Consider the following 22,643-nt stretch of genomic DNA (forward strand, 5'->3'; position numbering starts at 1 on the left):
ATAAATTTATTATTTTTATCAATTTAAAATTTAATATAAATTAATATAAAAATCAATAATAATTTTTTTGATGTTTTATATATAATTTATAAAGATTAAAAATTAAGTAAATAAGATTAGTTTTTAATAATATTAATATTTTATTTAAAAAATTTTAATAATAATATATAGTTTTTACTTGAATAAGTCTAATGTAACTATTTTAGTTACTTAGTTATTAAATTTAACAATTTATTTTTAACAAATACACTTTTCAAAACATTATCTCTACTTACATACTTTAAGATATTCTCTTCTTTAAAAGCTAACTCTAAAACATAACTTTCATCTGAATCAAAAGGTACCTCAATAACAGCTCTTTTCTTACCATTAACCGTAATAACTATTGGAATAATTTCATCTTTTATAAGATTGCTATTATATTGAGGCCATTTTTCGTTATTAAAAATGGAATTTTCGTAACCTAAATAGTTATAAAGTTCCTCGGCTAAATGTGGTGCAAATGGGGAAAGCAATATCAAATAAATTTTGGCTATATCTTTTGATATTTTTGGTTTTTCTTCAAGTTTATTTAAAAATACCATTAATTGAGAAATCGCTGTATTAAAGGCTGATATAGTTAAAATATCTTCAGTAACTTTTTTTATAGATTTGTGTGCTACTTTTAGTAATTCGTTATCTTTTTCTTCTCCTTCATAAACCTCCACTGTAACAAAGTAGTTAAATACTCTTTCGATAAATCTTCTAACGCCTTTTATAGAATTTTTATTCCAAGGTTTAGATGTTTCAAGAGGTCCCATAAACATTTCGTACATTCTAAAAGTATCTGCTCCATATTCTTTTATGATATCATCAGGATTAACCACATTTCCTCTTGATTTTGACATTTTTTGATTGTCTTCACCTAATATTATACCTTGATTTCTTAACTTTAAAAATGGTTCCTTTGTATTAACAACACCAATATCATATAAAAATTTATGCCAAAACCTTGCATATAATAAATGAAGTACAGCATGCTCTTTGCCACCAACATATAATGAAACTGGCATCCAGTATTTTTGTTTTTCTAAAGAACAGAGTTCTTTATTATTTTTTGGATCAAGATATCTTAAATAATACCAACAAGACCCCGCCCACTGTGGCATAGTATTAGATTCCCTCTTTGCTGGTTTTCCACATTTTGGACATTCAGTATTTATCCACCAATCAATATTAACAAGTGGAGACTCTCCTGTTCCAGATGGTTCATATTCTTTAATATCTGGTAAAACCAATGGTAACTGGTCTTCATTAAGTGGTACAATACCACATTTATCACAAATAACAACAGGTATAGGTTCACCCCAATATCTTTGTCTTGAAAATATCCAATCCCTTAATTTGTAACTTACTCCTTTTTTCCCTATACCTTTCTCTTCTAAAAATTTTATTATCTCTTTTTTAAATGTAGAAGTATCCATCCCATCAAATTGACCTGAATTTATTGCATATCCCTCTTCTTCAAAAGCTTCTTCAAGATTGTCAATTAATTTACCTTTTTCCTTTGCCACTACTTGGATTATTGGTAAATTAAATTTTTTAGCAAATTCAAAATCTCTACTATCATGACCAGGCACAGCCATTATAGCACCAGTTCCATATGTCAAAAGAATATAATCTGAAATATAAATCGGAATTTTTTTATCATTAGCTGGATTTATTGCATAAGCTCCAGTAAAACAACCTGTTTTTTCCTTATTAAGAGATGTTCTTTCTAAATCTGATTTTTTAGCAGCATATTCTTTATACTTTTTAACTTCATCCCTTTGGTCATTTGTTGTTATTTTATCAACCAATGGATGCTCTGGTGCAATTACCATAAAAGTGACACCAAAAATGGTGTCTGGTCTTGTAGTATAAACTTCAATATAATCATCATATCCAAATATCTTAAATTTAATGTAAGCTCCCTCAGACCTTCCAATCCAATTTCTTTGCATCAATTTAATGTCTTCAGGCCAATCTAATTCATCAAGATCTTCTAATAATCTATCAGCATATTTTGTTATTCTTAAAATCCATTGAGGAAGATTTTTCCTATATACCTCTGTACCACATCTTTCACATTTTCCATCAACAACTTCTTCATTTGAAATTCCAGTTTTACAAGAAGGACAAAAATTAATTGGAGCTTCAGTTTTATATGCAAGATCATTTTTTAAAAGTTGAATAAATATCCATTGAGTCCATTTATAATATTCGGGGTCAGTAGTTTTTATTTCTCTTGACCAATCATATCCCAGACCAATCATTTTTATTTGCCTTTTAAAATTTTCTATATTTTTGTCTGTAACAATAGCAGGATGGACTTTATTTTTAATAGCATAATTTTCAGCAGGTAAACCAAAAGCATCCCATCCCATAGGATGAAGTACATTGTATCCATTTAGTTTATAATATTTAGCAATAATATCAGTAGCAGTATATCCCTCTGGGTGACCTACATGTAAACCTTCACCAGATGGGTAAGGAAACATATCAAGAATATAAATCCTTTTTTCTTTTGGATATTTTAAATCTTCTTTAACTTCAAATGTTTTATCTTTATCCCAAAAATCTTGCCATTTTTTTTCAATTTCTAAATGATTGTAATTGATTTTTTTATCATTCATAATATCACCCTTTTGTAATCTTAATAATTTATCTTAACTTTTAAATATTATTAAATATTAATGATTATTTTAGTTTTTTTATTATTAATTAATCTAATTTTATTTAAATCTTTGATAATACATCTTTCTAAAGTATTTTAGTTAATACTTTTAATTTTTTTTACAATAGAATCTTTATCTATACCATATTTTCTATAAATTGATTTATAATCTCCAGATGGTGCATAATCTGTAATTCCAAAGTTATACTTTTTAACTTTTATATTTTTTTTAATAATAATATTATTTAATATCGTATTTAATCCATTTTTTATATTATGATCTTCTGTTACAATAATTATTTTATTGTTTATCATTTCTGAAAAAATATCCAAAAATTTTTCATCTATATAATTAGGAGTTGAAATATTAACTAAAGCAACATTTATATTATATTTAATTTCTTCATAAGCTAAATATGCTTCAGAAAATGCAGGTCCACAAGAAATTAAAAATATATCAGCTTTTATATCTTTATAATTCAAATCATTTTTAAATCTTTGATCAAATCCTTCATAAAAAATATCAAAAATACCAGGAGTAAATATATAATTATTATTAAAATATGAATTTCCATCTTTATCTAACACAATTGGAGATTTTGCTCTACCCATCACTACATAAAAATTTCCATCTCTTTTAGCAATATATCTTAAAACATGTTTTGTATGATTTGGATCACATGGCAATATTAACATCGAGTTGTAAAAACAAGATGTTAATGCTATATAATTGATACAATGGTGAGTTTTTCCATCTTCTCCTACATTTGTTCCAGCATGAGTATAAACAGCTTTTAAATTGCATTCATTAATATCATTGAGTCTTTGTTGATTAAAAGTCTCATCTAAACCAAATATTGCAAAATCTGAAAAAAATACAAGTGCATTTTCTTTTGATAAAAAACCAGCACATGTTGCTGCATGGTGCTCTTGGATTCCAGTTTGTATAAAATCTTCTTTAAATTCTTTTTCAAAAGAATTTGTTTTAACAGACTCTGCAAGATCACAATCAAAAACAAATATATTCCCTCCTACCTGCTTAAACTCTTTTGCTATTTCTAATAATTCTTCACCATAAGCAGACCTACAATCAATAGATTTATCTTTTCCATAATAATTAAAAGGTTTATCTGATAATTTTGAAATACAGTTATTAAAATAATCCCTTTTTTTTGTTCTTAAGGATCTATCCCATATTTTTAATAATTTATTTTTAACATTCTCAAAATTATACTCTTTTCTTAATCTTAAAAGCTCATCTAAATCATCAAATTCTTTTAATTCTTCTAAAGCTTTTTTTGCTAAATCTAAAGGTAAAGTAGCACCATGATATTTTTCTTTATTTTCCATAAAAGACACACCTTTGCCCATAACTGTTCTTGCAAGGATACAATAATTATTATTTTTATCATTATAACTAGTTTTTAAAACTTTATAGATCTCATTAAAATCATGACCATCTATTTCTACTACATAAAAACCCCCTGCTTCCCATTCACTTTTTAAATTCTGTGGCATAACTTTTTCTATATTACCTGATATTTGTAATTTATTGTAATCTATAATAACAGTTATATTTGTTAAGCCATACTTTTTAATGAATCTTCTAGCTTCTGAAATTTGTCCTTTTTGTTGTTCACCATCTCCCATAAAAACCCAAACATGAGAATTAAAACTTTTCTTTTTATAATACAAAGCTTTTGCAGCAGCAGCAGAAAGTCCCTGACCTAAATTTCCAGTATCCCATTCTACTAAAGGAATAATATTTTCAACATGCCCTGAAAATGGTGAATTTGAAAGCCTAAATCCTGAATTTACCTCTTTCTCATCTAACAAACCAAATACAACTAAAGCTGAATACCACCCTGGAGATGTATGCCCATGAGAAATAATAAAAGAATCTATATCTTTATCTAAAAAGAAATCTTTAGTTAAACTAAATATCTTGCTTTTTTTTTCATTTTCTTCAAAATTATATTCAGAAAAATCAATCTCACCTGAATTAATTTTTAAAAAATTATTAAAGATGTTTGAGAATAAAATTGTCGTAATATAAAAATCAATTGATGACATAGATCCACCAGGATGACCTGAATTTGCAACTGAAGTCATTTTGATAATGTTAGCTCTTGCTCTTTTTGAAACAATCTTAAGCCATTCTATATAATTGCTAGGTAAATTATTTAATATAAACCTCACAAATCACCCCTTATCATTTTAAGAAAATATTAAATAAATAATTTAGTCTTAATTTGATTAATCAAATCTCACTGAATTAAATTCATTATATTAAAAAATAAAATTAATATTAATAATAATATATATTCAAAATAGGAAGTTATATAATATTAAAAATCTATAAAAAAATTTTAACAATCAAAATACTCAATATATTCTAAAGGAGTAACTTCTCTATTTAGCAAATCTAATTCTTTTCTTTTCGTTCTAATATATGCATCAATAAAATTTTTAGTAAAAACATTACCTTGAAGAAGAAATTCATGATCTTTTTCTAATTCATCTAAAGCTTCTTTAAAAGAAGTAGGTATTGACTTTATTTTGTTTCTCTCTTCATCATTTAAATCATGTATATTTTTATCAAATGGTCCATAGCCATAAACTGTAGGGTCAATTTTATTTTTAACACCATCAAGTCCTGCCATTAAAATTGCAGGAATTGCAAAATATGGATTACATGTAGCATCAGGGGTCCTAAACTCAAATCTTTTTTCCTCTTCAGAAGTAGCATATTTAGGTATTCTTATTGCAGCAGATCTATTACCTAGAGAAAAGAAAAGATTTGTTGGTGCTTCAAAACCAGGAACTAATCTTTTATATGAGTTTGTAGAAGGATTAGTAAATGCTACTAAGGCTCTTCCATGATGTAAAATACCCCCCATAAAAAATAAAGCATCTTTTGATAAATTTGCGTATTCATTTCCATAAAAAATATTTTTACCATTCTTTTTTATCAACATATGCATATGAAGTCCAGATCCTGCATCTTGAGATAAAGGTTTTGGCATAAATGTAGCAAAGAGGCCAAATTTTCTTGCAACATTCTTGACTATATATTTAATTAAAACAGTGTATTCACATGCTTTAAATAACTCAACAAGAGGAATCTCTATCTCATGTTGAGATGGACCTGCAACTTCATGATGGTGGTATTTAAAAGGAATATTAAAATTTTTCATAGTATTTACAATTTCTTGTCTTACACAAAAATATCTATCATTTGGAAAACTTCGATGATATCCTTGTTGTTTAATCATTGGTAAATAAAAAACCTCATTCCCCTTCGCATCATTATTCCAATAACCCTCTTCAGAGTCTATATGATAAAAAGAATAATGAGATTTATTATCGTAAGATACTTTATTAAAAAGAAAAAATTCATATTCAGGAGCAACCATGAAAGTATCTCCAAATTGTAAAGATTTCATGTAATCAGTTGCTTTCTTTGAAATAAATCTAGGATCATCTTGGAATTGTTCTCTTGTATCAGCTTCCTTTATATAACACATAAAAGACAATATTTTATTTGTTGCGAAAGGTTCATAATGCAAAGTATCCAAATCTGGAATAAGAACAAGATCGCCAGCTGAAACTTTCCTGAAGCCTGTAACAGAAGAACCATCAAATCCAATACCTTCTAAAAGTAAATTTTCATCAAATTCTTCATTTGATATTGTAACTCTTCTAATTGAACCTTTTAAATCTATGAATTTTAAATCAATTGCTTCAATATTTTCTTGATTAATAATTTTTTTTATTTCACTGATTTTTTCCTTTACTCCCATTTAATACTCCTTTTGTGTTTTTAATTCATTAAACTAAATATTTAAAAATATATAAAAAATAGATCATATATTAAAAAAATATTTTTATAAAAAATACTTAAACAATTTTTAATAAAGAATATTCAATTAAAAACATCATTATTAATATCTTTAATTAAAATTATCTTATAAATATTAATTATCAAGTAATTTTTAATAATAATTAAATTTATCTTATAATTATTTCTAAAAAAAAATGGGAGACTTTTATTTATTTAATTTTTAAAAAAGCCTCCCATCTTATCTATATAAAAATATTTAAGAAAAATTATTAAATTTAATAATTAAAAATAATCAATATAATTTAATCTAAGGATAAATTTAATTAAAAACAATAATTATGAAGTCTTTAGATATTATCATACTTTTTATCAAAAAAAGAAGAAATTAATATATAACCCACTAAAAATAAAATAAAACTAATTAAACCAGAAACAAATACATTTTTAATTATTCCTGCAATAATGTAACCTATTCCTGAAATAAAAGCTACAAATAAAGCATATGGAATTTGAGTAGTAACATGCTCTAAATGTGGACAAGAAGCTCCAGTTGAAGAAAGAATTGTAGTATCTGATATTGGTGAACAGTGATCTCCAAAAATTGCTCCTGCTAGTATACCACCCACAGTAATTAATGAAATATTCAACATATTACTATACGAATAACCTAAAGATTGAGATAGAGATATTACTATTGGCAAAGAAATAGGAATCATAATTGTAAAAGTTCCCCAACTTGTACCTGTTGAAAAAGAAATAAGGCATGAAATTATAAATACAAGTATAGGTAAAATTGAAATTGGAAAATTACCTTCAACGAATATATTAGATAAATAAACAGGTAAACCAAGCCCACCTTCCGATTTTGGGGTTTTAATTAATCCTGAAATAGTCCATGCTAAAGCAAGAATAACCAAAGCAGGAATCATGGATTTTATTCCTTCAATTATAGCTTCTCCAGCTTTTCTCAAATTAAGGAGTTTTCTTACTATAAAATAAATATAAGATAAAACAATAGTAAATATAATAGCATAAAATAAAGCAGCAGAAGCATCAGTGTCTTTAAAAGCATCCCCAATACTTATTTTTCTAAAGCTTTCACTTAAATTTTTAATATTTTCTCCATTAATAGAATTTATGTAAGTAACCATTGGGAAGAAAACAACACATGAAATTATTAGAATTAATAATGGTATTATCATATCAAAAGGTTTAACATTATTGTTTTCATCTTTAGTTTCTATTTTTCCTGTTACTGGTCCATATTTATCTTCATTAAATAAAATGTTTTTATTTATAGCTAGCATCTCACTATCTCTCATAGGTCCAAAATCTTTATTATAAATAATTATAGCTAAAACCATAAGTATTGTTAATAATGCATAAAAATTTACAGGAATTAGTTTGATAAAAAAAGCAAACTCAGATATTTTTAAGTTTACAAATCCTTCAGAACCTCTTATAACACTCATAACAGTAACAACCCAACTTGAAATTGGTGCAATAATACAAACAGGAGCTGCTGTTGAATCAAGAATATATGAAAGTTTTGCTCTTGAAATCTTTTTCTCATCAGTAACTGGCCTCATTACAGTACCAATAGTAAGTGAATTGAAATAATCATCAATAAAAATTATTAATCCAAAAATCCATGTAACTAAAAGAGCTCCTTTTCTACTCTTAACATTTGAGGAAGCCCATTTACCAAAAGCATAAGCTGCACCAGTTTTTGATAACATACCAACAAATGCCCCCAGCAAAGCACAAAATAATACTATTCTTATATTCCAACCATCAGATAAAGCATTTGCAATTCTATCAGTTAATGCAAGTAAAGCACTAAAAGGATCACCATTAGCTACAATTAGAGTACCAGCAAATATTCCTACAAAAAGAGAAAAAATAACATCTTTTGTTATAAAAGCAAGAACTATAATTAATATTGGAGGAAGAAGTCCTAATATACCAAAACTATCCATAAAACCCCCATTCAAGTAATTATATGGTAATTATTAAATATTTTTTTTATATGTCAATAGAAATTTAATTTTATTAAATAAAATAAATATTTATTATTTTTTGGATCAGTTTGATATCTTTTAAATTGATCTCTTCGAGATTTCTTTTTTTATTATTAAAGTAAAATAAACTATATACTATTTTACTAAAAAGCTCATTTTCTCTATATAATTTTCGAATATAATTTATTAAATATTCTACATCATTTTTTCTTTCAATATTTATATTTTTAATTTCTTCTTTTAATTCTTTTATTTTATTTTTCAAATTATTAAAACTATTCTTTTCCAAATCTGTTATATAATTTTTTATAAAAATATTTTTATTATATTTTTTATCTATCTTGAAACTATTATTATTAAAATTTTCATTTATATAATTTATAGAATTTAATATAAAATCTTCATCAAAATATATTCTATTTCTATACGAATAAAATTCTGTTTCAAATAAATTTCTATTTTTTAATAACTCAAAAGATGATTTTGTATTTTTACTATCTTTTTTTTTCAAACAGAATTTAGTCAACTGACCAACTAAGGTATTTATAAAATTAGATTTAAATAGATTATAGTTATAATCTAAAGTTTCTTTACAATGATAAATGTATTTTTGAAAACCTGAATCAAAACCATAAACATAAACTTCTTCAAAAAACAAAAGGGCAAATACAATAGCTAAAAGAGAAACATTACCATAAGCTGGAATTCTGGAAAGATTTGTTTCTTTAATTATTAAGTATGATAGTGGATTTATTGCCGCCCATGTATTATTAACATCTTTTACAACTGAAGAAAAATAAATTTTAAGATTATTTTTAAATTTTAATGAAATCTTATAAATTGAAGAAATCTCTATAATAAATATTTCATTTTTTTTATTTTTTAAATTTAATTTTTTATAAGGTAAATTTATAAAGTCATAATAATTTAATTTTTGTGAATCAAGGACAATTACAAAATCTGGATTAATACCTTTTTTTAAAAAATATTTATAAACTGTATCTACAACAATTATAGCTACTCCATTTTTTTGAATATTACTTAAAATATCAAAGTTTATATTATTTATAGAATATCCTGCTCCAAATACAAAGGCTTTACTAAAGGGCCTGTTGATTGGGAAATTTTTTATAGATTTTTTAATAAAAAATAAATTATTCAATAGATTAATTAATTGTTGCTTTATTAATATTTCGTATGTTTTCTTATCTGAAAACTTATTTAATAATAATCTAATAAATTCAACTACTATAAAAAATTTTTCAAAATATGAATTTTTTAATGTCTTTTTATCAATATAAATGTTTTCTAAGTTAAAATTGTTTTGAATATTAAAATGTAAAAATAAACTAAAAAAATTAATAAAATTCTTATTTTTTAAAAATTTTGTAAAATTTAAATTTGTAATTCCATTAGAAGTATTATTTTTAGATTCTTCATCAAAACAATTAACTGAATCTATAATTAAATCTAATAAAATTCTATTTTTTTCTTTATCAAAAATAGGAAAAAAATAAAAACACTCATAAAGAAAATCAATTTCTTTTTCTATTGAAAATTCATCTATAGATAAAAAAAAATTTAAATAATTACTAATCGTATCTAATTTAATAAAAGGAAATACAAATAACCATTTATTGAAATTAACTTTCTCAAATGAATAATATTCCAGTATCTGTCTAAAAAATTCTAGGTCATCAAAAAAAAATATAAGATATTTATCAAAAAAAAGATTTATATTTTCAAAAATAAAAATTAAAAAATATTCTTCTAGGATTAAGTATATTTCTTTTTCTTTTATTGGCAAAATATTTATCTTTTTATCTTTAAAAAATTTATTAAAAGCAGAAATAATATTTTCATTCAAATTCTTACTCTTGACATCAAAATGTGAGAAAGAAGAACTATTTTCCTTTGAAACTAAAACATTATACAAGTCTTTCAAATTTTGCTGTATAATTATTAAATTCTTTTGATAAAACACTTTGAAAAATCCCAAAAAGTTAAATTAATTATATATTTTAACTTTTAGTGTTAAAAATATTATACCTTTTTATTTTTGATCTATCTTTAAGATTTTGTAAAAAGTCTGAATTAAACAAAAACTTAAATAATTCTTGAAATTTTTTAATATTACCAGCTTTTTTATCTTCAAAATCTTTTTTTGATTTTATATTAAATTTTTCAAGATAGAAAACAATATAACCATCTGTAATTTTTATAGGTCCAGTAATTTGTCCTTCTTTTAATTTTAAAACTGTATTAAAAAATTCATCATCAACTCTTGAAGAATATTTGTCAGAAAAATGGCCTTTATAATTAAATTCATTTGATTCATATATTTCTTTATTAGATTCTTTAGCAACTTTCTCAAAATCTTGAGTATTTATAAATTTATTAGTGAATTCAGTTGCTTTATCATAAGCTTTCTTTAGTAATATATTTTGCTGCATTTGAATATATTCCTTTTTAATATTTTCTTTAACTTTATCAAAATCTTGCTTATATGGAGGTTTTATACATTTAATAATATGAAAACCATATTGAGTTTTTACAGGTTTAGTTATATCACCAGCATTTTTTAAAGAAAATGCAGCATCTGAAAATTCTTTCACCATAGCATATTTATCAAATACTCCAAGATATCCTCCTTTTTCTTTTGTCCCTGGATCTTCAGAAAACTCTTTAGCTAAAGTTTCAAATTTATCTGGATTAGCAATAACAGTCTGATAAATCTGATTTGCTTTTTCCTCATCTTTAATCAAAATATGAGCTGCTTCCATTTCTATATATTTATCTGTTGAAGTTTCATAAATCTTTTTTAGTTCCTCTTCAGAAATAAAATCTTCTAATTCAAATACTACAAATTTTCCTTTAAAAGTATCTTCAGATAACTTGAAATAATTATAAGCTTCGAGATCAGAAAAAAGTACTGATCCAAATTCTATATCCTTGTTCATTATTTGAGTTAACAGATAATTTTCTACCCTTTTTAATATTTTGTATTTTTCAGATTCAGTATACTTATTAAATACAAACTCCCCTTTTTCATCATAAAAAATATTTTCACTCTTTATTTTATTTAAAATTGAAACCTCGCTGACATTAATTCCAAATTTTTTTGCAAATTGTAATTGAATTTTATTATCAATAACTTCATTTAAAGCCATTTGTAAAAGTTGCATTTGCATTTGTTCATTTATATCTTGAAAAAATTGAGAATAATATTTAAGATACATTTGATAATTATCATATAATTCTGAATCTCTTGTTAAATAAATATCTTCACCATTTACAGTTGCTACTACATTTTGATTATGAGATCTATTTATATATAGAAATGCAGAACCTCCAACAAAAGAAATTATTATAATAACAGCTAATATCCATGAAAATATTTTGTTTATCTTGCTATCCTTATAACCCATATTTATTCCTTACTATTTTTATTTCAAATGATTGTAGTTGTTAAATTTCTAACATAAAAATTATCTTTGTCAATATATACTATATTTTAAGTTTTTATTGACTTTTTATTTTAGTTAAATAAATTTTAGTAAGAATAACATATGTATTATAACAAAATTAACTATAAAAAAAGAAAGAAAAATACTAAAAATTTTTTTATTATTTTTTCTCTAACTGTTTTAATATTAATTTTAATTTATTTTATTGTCAGCTATTATTTTAATTTTTATTCCAAAATAAAAAAACTAATAGATGAAAAAAAGTTCCTAAAAGCAGAAAATCTTATAGAAAAAAAAATAAAAAAAGAAAAGTTTAATCCAATTTTATTTTATTATTATGGTTATCTATATTTTAATAAGAAAGATTTTTTTAATTCTCTATTATTTTTCAAAAAAGCTTTATTTTTCATTAATGAATATAATAATATTCCATTTGATGTTTATTATTATATAGGTTTTTCATATTATTATCTTGGCAAAGATTATTATTATTATTCCTATAAATATTTAAATTATTATTTTGAAAATATTAAAATTAAAAAAATTGATCCTGAATTATATTTTATCCTAGGTATATTAGAAATTAACATTGAAAATTATAAAGGTGCATATAATCATTTATCTAAAATATACAAAGATTATAAATCAAATTTTAATTACCTTTATTATTTTAGCATAAGCCAAAAAAATGCAGGTTATTTAAATGAAGCAATTGAAAATTTAAAATTTATTATCAATAAATCAAATGATATAGATTTGATAAAATCTAGTTTTTATTTATTAGGCAAGATTTATTTTGAATTAAAAGACTATAATGAAAGCCAACATTTTTTCTCAAAAGTTTTAGAATTAAACCCTACATCTTCTGATACTTATTATTATTTAGCTCTTATTGAATACAATAAAAAAAACTATGCTGATGCAAAAAGTTTGATTTTAAAGTCACTATTAATTAATCCAAACAATAAAGATTCCATTGAATTACTTAAAAAATTAAAATAATTTAAATAAATAAGGAGATTTTTATGAGTATTTTTAATTATTTTTCTTGTGATATAGGTATAGACCTTGGAACGGTCAACACACTTGTTTATGTTAGAGGTGAGGGAATTGTTGTTAATGAACCAACTGTAGTTGCTGTTGAAACTGGAACTAATAGGATTATTGCTACTGGCGCTGAAGCTAAAGCTATGATAGGTAGAACACCTGATGTTATAAGAGCAATTAGACCTATGAGAGATGGTGTAATTGCAGATTTTGAAATTGTAAATAAATTAATAAAAGATTTCATAAGAAAAGCTATTGGTAAAAGAATGTTTGTAAAACCAAGAATAGTTATAGGAGTTCCATCTTGTATAACAGAAGTTGAAAGAAGAGCAGTATTAGAATCAGCTGAACAAGCTAATGCAAGAGAAGTTAGGACCATTGAAGAATCTATGGCTGCTGCAATTGGTGCAAATATTCCAATAGATGAGCCAGCTGGACATATGATTGTTGATATTGGAGGGGGGACAACAGAAATATCAGTTATATCCTTGGGAGGTATGGTTGTAACAAATGCAATAAGAGTAGCTGGGGATGAATTTGATGAAGCTATAATTAATTATTTAAGGAAGAAACATTCTTTAATTATCGGAGAAAATACTGCAGAAACTATAAAAATAAAAATTGGAAATGCTTACCCAACAGGAGAAAAACAGACACTTGAAATTAAAGGGAGAGATTCCATTAAAGGATTACCTAGAACTTTAGTTGTTGATTCTGATGAAATTAGAGAAGCAATGAAGGAACCTCTAAATGCAATTATTGAAGAAATTAAGAAAACACTTGACCAAACACCACCTGAACTTGCTGGAGACATTGTTGATAGAGGAATAGTAATGACAGGTGGGGGTTCTTTATTAAAGGGACTAGATAAATTAATTTCAGAAAGCACCCTTGTTCCTGCTTTCCTTGCAGATAATCCTCTAACTTCTGTAGTTATAGGAACTGCAAAATACCTTGAAATTCTTGACCAGAAAAAATATTTATAAAATTTATGAGCTTATCCAATATTAAAAATAAAGTAAATTTATTAACAATAATATATTTATTAATCTCAATTATATTAATGATAATTTCATCTCCAACTATTAAATTTTCTCCTCAAATTTTTTTTGGAATGATTACATACCCTTTTATAATTGCATATAATAAATCTTCAGAATTTATAACAAACTTTTTTCTTTCTATAAAAGAAAATAAAGAATTAAAAGAAGAAAATGAAAAACTAAAACAAGAAATAAAAATGCTTAAAGAAATTCAATATAATTATGACTATATTTTAAAAGAAAATCTAATCTTAAAAAATCTCTTAAATCTTCCTCAAGAAAAAGAATATCAATCGATTATTGCCAAAATAATTGCTAAAGATCCATTAAATCTTTATTCTACAATATTAATAAATAAAGGATACACTTCTGGTATTAAAGTTGGAATGCCAGTTTATTATATCTTAGAAGGAGAAAAAGTAGTTGTGGGAAAGATAATTGAGATTGGTCCCTATTTTTCAAAAATAATTACAATTTTTGATCCAAGATTTTACATATCTGTAAAAGAGACAATTACAAACTTTACTGCTATATGTAAAGGAGAAGCTCCAAAATCTTTTGATTTAAATGTGTTATATTTAAGCAATGAAGCAAATATTAAATTTAATAGTATTTTTGTTACATCTGGTTTAGGAACTGAATTCCCTGAAGGTTATAAAGTTGGAACAGTCAAATATATAAAAAAAGATTTATATAATATTTACCAAGAAGTAAGATTAAAACCATTAATAAACCTTTCATCTATAGATTATGTGTTCATTCTTTTAAAAGAAAGTAATATTTGGGAAAAATTAAAATGAAAAAATTTTTGTTTTATATATTATCTTTATCTATAATAATTTTTCTTCAAGTTTCATCAATAATTCATAAATATTTGTCTATTAATAAAATAATTCCAGACTTTTTATTAATTTATCTTATTATTATCTCATTTTATACAGAAACTTATGAATCACTTACTGTAGGTTTTATTTCAGGATTATTTATAGATTTCTTTTCTTCTACCTTATTTGGATTTAGTTCATTTACTTATGTTACTATTATTTTTATTTTTAACAAAATAAAAAGATTTATAAATATTGAAAAAATTTCTTTTTTAATGTTAATTATACTTATTTCTTTGATAATTAAGCTTTTCTTCATATATTTCTTTGGAGTTTTATTCAAAGAAATATTTATAATATATAAAAATATTTTAATAAATTATATAATTAATATTTTTTATACAACTTTTATTTCGCCATTTTTATACTATATTTTAAACTTTATAATAAATAAATTAAATGTATATAAAAATCAGATTTTTGTATAACTTTTAATAAAAAAAATTAAAAATTATGGAATACAAAGTAAAGTCAGTTATTTTTTCAATAATTACTATTATAATCTTTTTAATTTTTACTATTAAACTTTTTTCACTTCAAATTATTTCAAATTATATTTATGTTATTAAATCATCTAAAAATCTAGAAGTAAATGAATATATAATTCCTTTAAGAGGAGAAATTAAAGATAGAAATGGAGAACTTCTTGCTAAAAATATTCCAAGTTTCAATATTTTTATAATTAAAAAGAAAAATAACATAAACTATATTTTAAATCAACTAATATTTCTTTCTAAAATTACTGATTTTAATATTGAAGATATAGTATCAAAATTCAATAAAAGTTATTTAAATCAAAAAATATATTTAAAATATCAAATTGATAAAGAAACCTTAACAAAGATTCTTGAAAATTACTTTTTATTCCCAGATATAAATTGGGAAAATAGTTTTATTAGATTTTATCCATATGGTGAAAATTATTTTCATACTATCGGTTATATAGGAGAAATTGATGAAAAAGAATTAAAACTACTTTCTGGTAAGGATTATAAATTTGGAGATTTAATTGGTAAAATAGGACTTGAAAAATATTATGATGAATATTTAAAAGGTATAAAAGGTATAAAAATAATAAAAACAAATGCTAAAGGTGAAATTATTGAGGAAATAATAAAAGAGGAACCTATTGCTGGGGATACTCTTATATTAAGTTTCGATAACAGAATTCAAAATGCAGCTAAAATATTACTTGAAAATTATAGAGGATCTGTAATAGTTCAAAATATTAAAACAGGTGAAATAATTGCCATGGCATCTAACCCTTCTATTGATCCAAATCTTTTTGTTAAAGGAATTTCTAAGAAAAAATTTCAAGATATTTTAAATAATCCAGATACACCCCTTTTATTTAGAGCTATTTCTTCAGAATACCCTGCTTCTTCTATATATAAACTACTTATAGCAATTGGAATACTAAATGAAAAATCCATGAACCCTTATGATAAAATATTATGTACAGGACAAACACAATTAGGAAATAGAATATTTAAATGCCATTCAATTCACGGCTATGAAAATCTTTTTAGCGGCATTAAAGATTCTTGTAATGTGTATTTTTATAATGCAGCATCAAGATTGGGAATTAATAACATTATTAAGTATTCTAAACTCTTCGGATTTGGTGAATTGACAGAAATAGATATTTTTGGTGAAAAGTCAGGATTTATACCCACACCAGAGTGGAAATTAGATAAAATAGGTGAACCATGGTTTGAAGGCGACACTTATAATATTGGTATAGGTCAAGGTTATTTACTTTGCACAGTTCTCCAAATAAATATGTTTACCTCAATTATTGCTAATAAAGGAATAAATTATAAGCCACATTTTCTAATAAGATTTATCGATCCAAAAACAAAACAGATTAAAATTAATTATATTCCTCAAATTTTTAAAAAAGTTGATCTTCCAGATGATGTTTGGAATTTCATTATAAATGCAATGATTGAGGTTGTTAAAACAGGAACAGCGTGGTGGGGAGCTACAACTTCAAAAGTTGAAATTGCAGGGAAAACCGGAACAGCTCAGAATTTAGGAGAAGACCATTCATGGTTTTCCTGTTTTGGACCTGTGGAAAACCCTCAATATGCAATAACTGTTATGTTAGAAAATGCCGGCTTTGGTTCTGCACATGCTGCTCCTATTGCTGCGATTTTATTTGATATGCTATATTCTGATAAATCTTTAGAAGAGATAAAAAAAGATATTGAAATTGCAAGATATAAAAAATATCTTAATAGAGGAAATAAGAAAAATGATTAAAAATAAATATGCAAATGAATTTTTTAGTAACTTTGATTATATTATTTTTATTACTTCAATTATTTTGATTGTTATGGGATTATTTGCTGTATATTCATCTACATATAATTATAAACAGTTAGAAGATAGATTTATAAAACAATTTATTTTCTTTTTAATAGGCCTTGCTTCTGGAATATTTTTATTATTTATAAATTACAAAAAAATAGCTGATAACTCTATGCTTTTATATATAGCTCTTATTTTTTTACTTATCATTACCTTAGTTTTTGGTAAAAGAATTAATGGTTCTAAAAGTTGGCTCTCAATTTTTGGTTTAGGTATACAATTCTCAGAACTTGGTAAAATAATCATAATTTTGTTTCTTTCAAAATATATTTCCTTATATGAAAAAGATATTAAATATAAATCATCTATTAATTTTTTTATACTTTTAATTTTATTCTTATCCATTCCTGTTTTATTGATACTAGTACAGCCAGATCTTGGAACTATAATTATATACTATTTTATTTTTATTTTTTTAGCTTTTTTTTCAGGTTTAAATTATTTTCTTACCATAAGTTGTTTAATATTACCATTTTTTTCTTTTTTAATTCCATTATTAAGATCATTCTTAACAACAACAAAATCTTTTACTCCATTAAATAACCTTATTTTTTCTAATAACTATTTTTTATTTATTTCTTTTATAATTTTTCTTATAGCCATTATATTTTTATTTTTGCATTTTAATCTAAAAAATAAAGCTTTTTTGTTTGTATTTTTTATTTTAATTAGTATTTCAATATCTTTTGTTGCTGGAATATTTCTTGATAAATTTCTTAAGGGTTATCAAAAGGCAAGACTAATAGTATTTGTAAATCCTGAACTTGATAAATTAGGTGCAGGATATAATATTATTCAATCCAAAATTGCTATAGGTTCTGGTGGACTTTTCGGTAAAGGTTATCTTAAAGGTACCCAAGCTCAATTTGGTTTTTTACCAGAAAAAAGTACAGACTTTATTTTTTCAATAATAGGAGAAGAATTCGGATTTATTGGAACATTTCTGTTATTATTAATATACGCTATTTTTCTTTTAAGACTAGCCTATCTAATTAACTCAATTAAAGACTATCTTGGAAAACTTATAATTACAGGAATATTCTCCTATTTTTTTACACAGTCTATACTTAATATTGGTATGACAATTGGTTTAATGCCAATAACAGGTGTGCCTCTACCTTTTATATCCTATGGTGGATCATCTTTATTAACTTCTATCTATTCAGTTTTTATTGTATTAAATATAAATTCAAGAAGATATAGTATAGATTAAAATAAAATATTTATTAAACATTTTTAGTTAAAAAAAATAATTTTATTTTTTTATTAATTTTTTTTATTTTACTAAAATATTGTTGCTATAAATCAATGAAATTAATATTATAATTAATTAAATGAAAATAAATAATAAAAACAACATTAATGATATAATTGATTTATTAGATAAAGTATACAAACCAGCTCGATATATTGGAATAGAACCAAATTCAATAAATAAATTTAACCTTTATAAAAAAAATAATATATATAAATTCTGTATAAGCTATCCAGATCTTTATGAAGTAGGAATGAGTAATCTTTCTATAAAAATTATCTATTTTTTATTAAATTCAATAGAAAATATTATTTGTGAAAGAGTTTTTTTGCCAGATGATGATTTGATAAAACTATTAAAAAATAAATCATTTCCTCTTTTTTCTCTTGAAACATGGAATTTTGTTAAAGATTTTAATATGGTAGGTTTTTCTATTCATAGTGAACTTACATATACTAACATACTCAAAATACTTGAATTATCCAAAATAAGTATATTTAGAAAAGAAAGAGATGATAACGAACCTATAATAATAGCTGGTGGATCTAATATATTAAATCCCTTCCCTTTATCTGAATTTATAGATCTTTTTTTCATTGGAGAAGTTGAAGAAATTTTACCTTCAATAATCAAAGAAGACAGAAATCTTATTAAAAATAAAATATCAAGAAAGGACAGAATAAAAGCTATATCAAAATTTGATGGTATTTTCAATCCAGAATTAAAAAATAAAACTTATAGAGTTTTTGTAAAAGATCTCAACAACAATTATATCCTTAAAACCGATTTTCTACCACTTGTTAAACCTATTCAAGATAGAGTTTCAGTAGAAATTGCTAGAGGATGTGTTAATGGTTGTAGATTTTGCCAAGCAGGCTACTTTTATAGACCCTATAGGGAAAAATCTCCAAAACTTATTATTGAACAAATAAAAGAAATAATTAAAAACACTGGTTATGAAGAATTAAATTTGACATCTCTTTCAATATCTGATTATACAAACATTATACAACTTGTAAAAATTCTTGATTCATTAAGTATTTTTAATATATCTATTTCAGTACCATCATTAAGATTAATATCCTTTCCATTGGATCTATTAGATTCTTTAAAAATTGTAAGAAAAGCTGGCCTTACTTTTGCAATTGAAGCAGGAAATGAATATATTAGAAACAAAATAAATAAATTTTTTGATGAAGAAAAGCTTTTTTATTTACTTGAGCTTATTTCTATAAAAGGATGGAATCTCATAAAGTTCTATTTTATAATTGGTTTTCCTAATGTAACCAATGAAGAAATATATATAGAAAATTTATTAAAAAATATAAATAAAAAGTTTCCAAAATTAAATATAAATGTCAATATTTCATTATTTATTCCTAAAGTAAAAACTCCCTTACAAGATTATGAACAAATAAATATATCAGAATATAATGCTAAGTGCTTATATCTTAAAAAATCTTTTGAAAAAAATAAAAGAATATCAATAAAATATTCTGATCCTTATAAAAGTTACTTTGAATATTATTTTTCTCAAGCGGATACCTATGCTTCAAAATTATTATCAGAAGCTTTAATTTATGATAAATATAGGGAAAGTTGGGATGAACATTTTGATAAAAATTTTTGGAAATATTTATTTGATAAATATCCTTTAAAAAAAGCTGATTTTTCACTAATAGAAAATAGAATAGATGACTCTTTTTTAAATAAAGAAAAGAGTTACTATGAAAAAGGTATTAAAACCAATAATTGTATAGAAAAAAAATGTAATAACTGTGGAGTTTGCACTGATAATTTTAAAAATATAATTATGGAAAAATTGAACGAACAAGAAATATCAAAATTAAAAAGTGAAATAGAAAATCTTACATTTATATATTCATTTAACAAAACCTCTGAACCACAAAATTATCTTCTATTGTTTAATAAAACTGATCTAATGAAATATATTGGACATATAGATTTTTATACATTAACTTATAGATTGCTTAAAAAAGTCGGTATTGATCTCATCTATTCAAAAGGTTATAATCCTATGCCAAAAATATCTTTTCCTTACCCAGCCCCAATAAATTTTGAAACTTATAATGATTTATTAATTTTAAGTTGCTTTTCAAAATTTGATGATAGTGATTTAGAATATAGAAAAACTATTTCAAAAATAAATTATTTCTTACCTGATGGTTTTAGAATTACTAAAATAATTAAAAAAAAACCAGAAGATATAAAAAATATTAATTTAAATATTTTCTATTTATTAGAACTTAAAAATTCTATATTAGAGCATAATATAGATATTTTTAAAATAAAAAATGAAATTTATGAACTTATTAAAACTAACCCAAATTTTATGAACTTTGAAATAATAGATAATGATGTTATTTTAAACAATTTTATTAATTCATACTTTGCCAATATAAATACAATTAATTTTAAAACTTGTTTTTTAATTAAATTTAAAAGCTATGTAAATATAAAAGAAAATATAAAAAACCCTTTCAAAAATTTTAATAATGAACTTATAAATTATTTTTCCATAAAAAGAATTTTTACATTTTCTTAAATAAAAAACGAACAAATTAGTTAGTGATTAAATTTTTCTTTATGTCGAATAATATAGTATGATGAAAAAAAACAATAAAATTTTTGTTATAATATTTCTTCTAATTTTACAAATTTTTAGTTTAAAAGAAATATTTTCTGAAGATTTTCCAAACAAAATAATATATTACCAAAATAACCAAGAAAATAAAAATAACCAAAAAAGTGAAGAGAATAAATTGCCAAGAAACTATAAAGATTTTTACCTTGGAATGAAACTAACTGATTTTATTAATTTAATAGAAAAAGTTGACTACTTATTATATGAAGGAAAAATCGATGTTTCGCTTTATGAAGTAGATAAAAATTTATTTAAGGCTTCTGTTCCCCCATACATAAGAAAACTGATATTTTTCTTTTATAAAGAAATATTATCTTTATTTACATTTTATTATGACAACAAATATGTTAATTTTTTTTCAAGATATAAGTCTTTATGTGAAAAATATGGCAATCCTAACCAAATGGATTCAGAAAGATTTATTTGGGAAGACGAATCTACCATTATAATTTTAGAACGAACAAATATATTAAAAGTTATAGATAAGAACTTTATTAATAATATACAAAATGAATACAAAAATATAGAAAATTTAATCAAAATCTCAATGGATCAAGCTTTTGATAATTTCTAATCTAAATTTGATTTAAAATAAAAAAAGATTAAATTTTATTGATGATTTTTTGACAATTTTATAAAGGAGTTATTTATGAAAAAACTATTTAATTTAAAATTAAATCATTTTCACTATCTATTAACTTTAAGTATTTTTTTAATAGCTCTTATAATATTTAATTTTTCGCATATTATTCTTGGACAAAGTGATACTGCTGATGCTAGTATAATTTTACATCAAAATACTCTCAATAAATTCCTCTCTTCTATTGGTACTTTAAGAAAAACAAACACATATAATATAATGGGACTTAAAGGGGAATATACATGGGAAATTATTAATCCTAAAATTGTTCTAACAAAAGATAAAGCATCATTTATAGGTGATGTGAATATAATTTTAACTTCAATAAATTCATCCTACAAAACACCTGTTAATGGAACCGTTTCAATTAAATATAATAAAGAGACAAATAAGATTTCTGTCAAAGTAGAAAAAGCTTCATTTGATATAAATATCAAAGTTCTAGGTAAAGATACTAAAATTGGAGAAGTTGATTTGGCTAAATATTATCAAATAAAATTTGAATTTCCTGGTCCAAAACCTTACGAAGCTCAAGTAGATGTTGAAATGCCTGATGGTAAAATCAAAAAAATTAAAATTGACACAAATCCAATTCTTAAAATAGAAGATGAAAAAATTGTAGTAGGAGCTGAATTAATTTATACTCCTTTAAATTAAAACTTCTATTAATAATTAATAATTCATTGTGATTATAATCTAATACAAAAAT

Annotated in this window: 15 protein-coding genes; 9 read left to right on the forward strand and 6 right to left on the reverse strand. The window is 23.3% G+C overall.

Features of this window, described 5'->3' with window-relative positions; all coding sequences use genetic code 11:
- Window positions 1-206: 206 nt before the first annotated feature.
- The 6 genes from leuS to N3A58_03810 all read right to left on the reverse strand — a co-directional run bounded on the left by leuS (window position 207) and on the right by N3A58_03810 (window position 11,988).
- Window positions 207-2,654: a leucine--tRNA ligase gene (gene leuS / locus N3A58_03785; GenBank protein MCX8058517.1), complete on the reverse strand. Its 2,448-nt coding sequence runs from the start codon at window positions 2,652-2,654 to the stop codon at window positions 207-209.
- Window positions 2,655-2,791: 137 nt separating this feature from the next.
- Window positions 2,792-4,894, reverse strand: coding sequence for a transketolase (locus N3A58_03790; protein ID MCX8058518.1), 2,103 nt, complete (start codon window positions 4,892-4,894; stop codon window positions 2,792-2,794).
- 170 nt (window positions 4,895-5,064) lie between these two features.
- Window positions 5,065-6,498: a type I glutamate--ammonia ligase gene (gene glnA / locus N3A58_03795; protein ID MCX8058519.1), complete on the reverse strand. Its 1,434-nt coding sequence runs from the start codon at window positions 6,496-6,498 to the stop codon at window positions 5,065-5,067.
- A 388-nt stretch (window positions 6,499-6,886) separates the two neighbouring features.
- Window positions 6,887-8,518: a Na+/H+ antiporter NhaC family protein gene (locus N3A58_03800; GenBank protein MCX8058520.1), complete on the reverse strand. Its 1,632-nt coding sequence runs from the start codon at window positions 8,516-8,518 to the stop codon at window positions 6,887-6,889.
- Between the two features lie 73 nt (window positions 8,519-8,591).
- Window positions 8,592-10,544, reverse strand: coding sequence for a DUF115 domain-containing protein (locus N3A58_03805; protein MCX8058521.1), 1,953 nt, complete (start codon window positions 10,542-10,544; stop codon window positions 8,592-8,594).
- A 37-nt stretch (window positions 10,545-10,581) separates the two neighbouring features.
- Window positions 10,582-11,988: a peptidylprolyl isomerase gene (locus N3A58_03810; GenBank protein ID MCX8058522.1), complete on the reverse strand. Its 1,407-nt coding sequence runs from the start codon at window positions 11,986-11,988 to the stop codon at window positions 10,582-10,584.
- Between the two features lie 141 nt (window positions 11,989-12,129).
- Between N3A58_03810 and N3A58_03815 the strand changes: the two genes are divergently transcribed.
- The 9 genes from N3A58_03815 to N3A58_03855 all read left to right on the forward strand — a co-directional run bounded on the left by N3A58_03815 (window position 12,130) and on the right by N3A58_03855 (window position 22,591).
- Entirely contained in the window at window positions 12,130-13,029 is a 900-nt protein-coding gene (locus N3A58_03815; protein ID MCX8058523.1) for a tetratricopeptide repeat protein, read from the forward strand.
- A 23-nt stretch (window positions 13,030-13,052) separates the two neighbouring features.
- The gene (locus N3A58_03820) at window positions 13,053-14,060 is read left to right on the forward strand and encodes a rod shape-determining protein (GenBank protein ID MCX8058524.1); all 1,008 of its coding nucleotides are present in this window, start codon (window positions 13,053-13,055) and stop codon (window positions 14,058-14,060) included.
- A 5-nt stretch (window positions 14,061-14,065) separates the two neighbouring features.
- Window positions 14,066-14,917, forward strand: coding sequence for a rod shape-determining protein MreC (mreC, locus tag N3A58_03825; protein ID MCX8058525.1), 852 nt, complete (start codon window positions 14,066-14,068; stop codon window positions 14,915-14,917).
- Complete coding sequence (gene mreD / locus N3A58_03830; protein ID MCX8058526.1) at window positions 14,914-15,429, forward strand: rod shape-determining protein MreD; 516 nt, start codon at window positions 14,914-14,916, stop codon at window positions 15,427-15,429. The genes mreC and mreD overlap by 4 nt, the downstream gene beginning before the upstream one ends.
- Before the next feature lie 25 nt (window positions 15,430-15,454).
- Window positions 15,455-17,266: a penicillin-binding protein 2 gene (gene mrdA / locus N3A58_03835; GenBank protein MCX8058527.1), complete on the forward strand. Its 1,812-nt coding sequence runs from the start codon at window positions 15,455-15,457 to the stop codon at window positions 17,264-17,266.
- Entirely contained in the window at window positions 17,259-18,587 is a 1,329-nt protein-coding gene (gene rodA / locus N3A58_03840; protein ID MCX8058528.1) for a rod shape-determining protein RodA, read from the forward strand. Before mrdA ends, rodA begins: the two co-directional genes overlap by 8 nt.
- 121 nt (window positions 18,588-18,708) lie before the next feature.
- Window positions 18,709-21,195: a DUF2344 domain-containing protein gene (locus tag N3A58_03845; GenBank protein MCX8058529.1), complete on the forward strand. Its 2,487-nt coding sequence runs from the start codon at window positions 18,709-18,711 to the stop codon at window positions 21,193-21,195.
- A 58-nt stretch (window positions 21,196-21,253) separates the two neighbouring features.
- Window positions 21,254-21,868, forward strand: coding sequence for a hypothetical protein (locus tag N3A58_03850; GenBank protein ID MCX8058530.1), 615 nt, complete (start codon window positions 21,254-21,256; stop codon window positions 21,866-21,868).
- A 75-nt stretch (window positions 21,869-21,943) separates the two neighbouring features.
- A complete protein-coding gene (locus tag N3A58_03855; GenBank protein ID MCX8058531.1) occupies window positions 21,944-22,591 on the forward strand; it encodes a hypothetical protein in 648 nt (215 codons plus the stop codon).
- Window positions 22,592-22,643 lie beyond the last annotated feature (52 nt).

The sequence above is a fragment of the Spirochaetota bacterium genome (genome assembly GCA_026415295.1).
GTDB lineage: Bacteria > Spirochaetota > JAAYUW01 > JAAYUW01 > JAOAHJ01 > JAOAHJ01.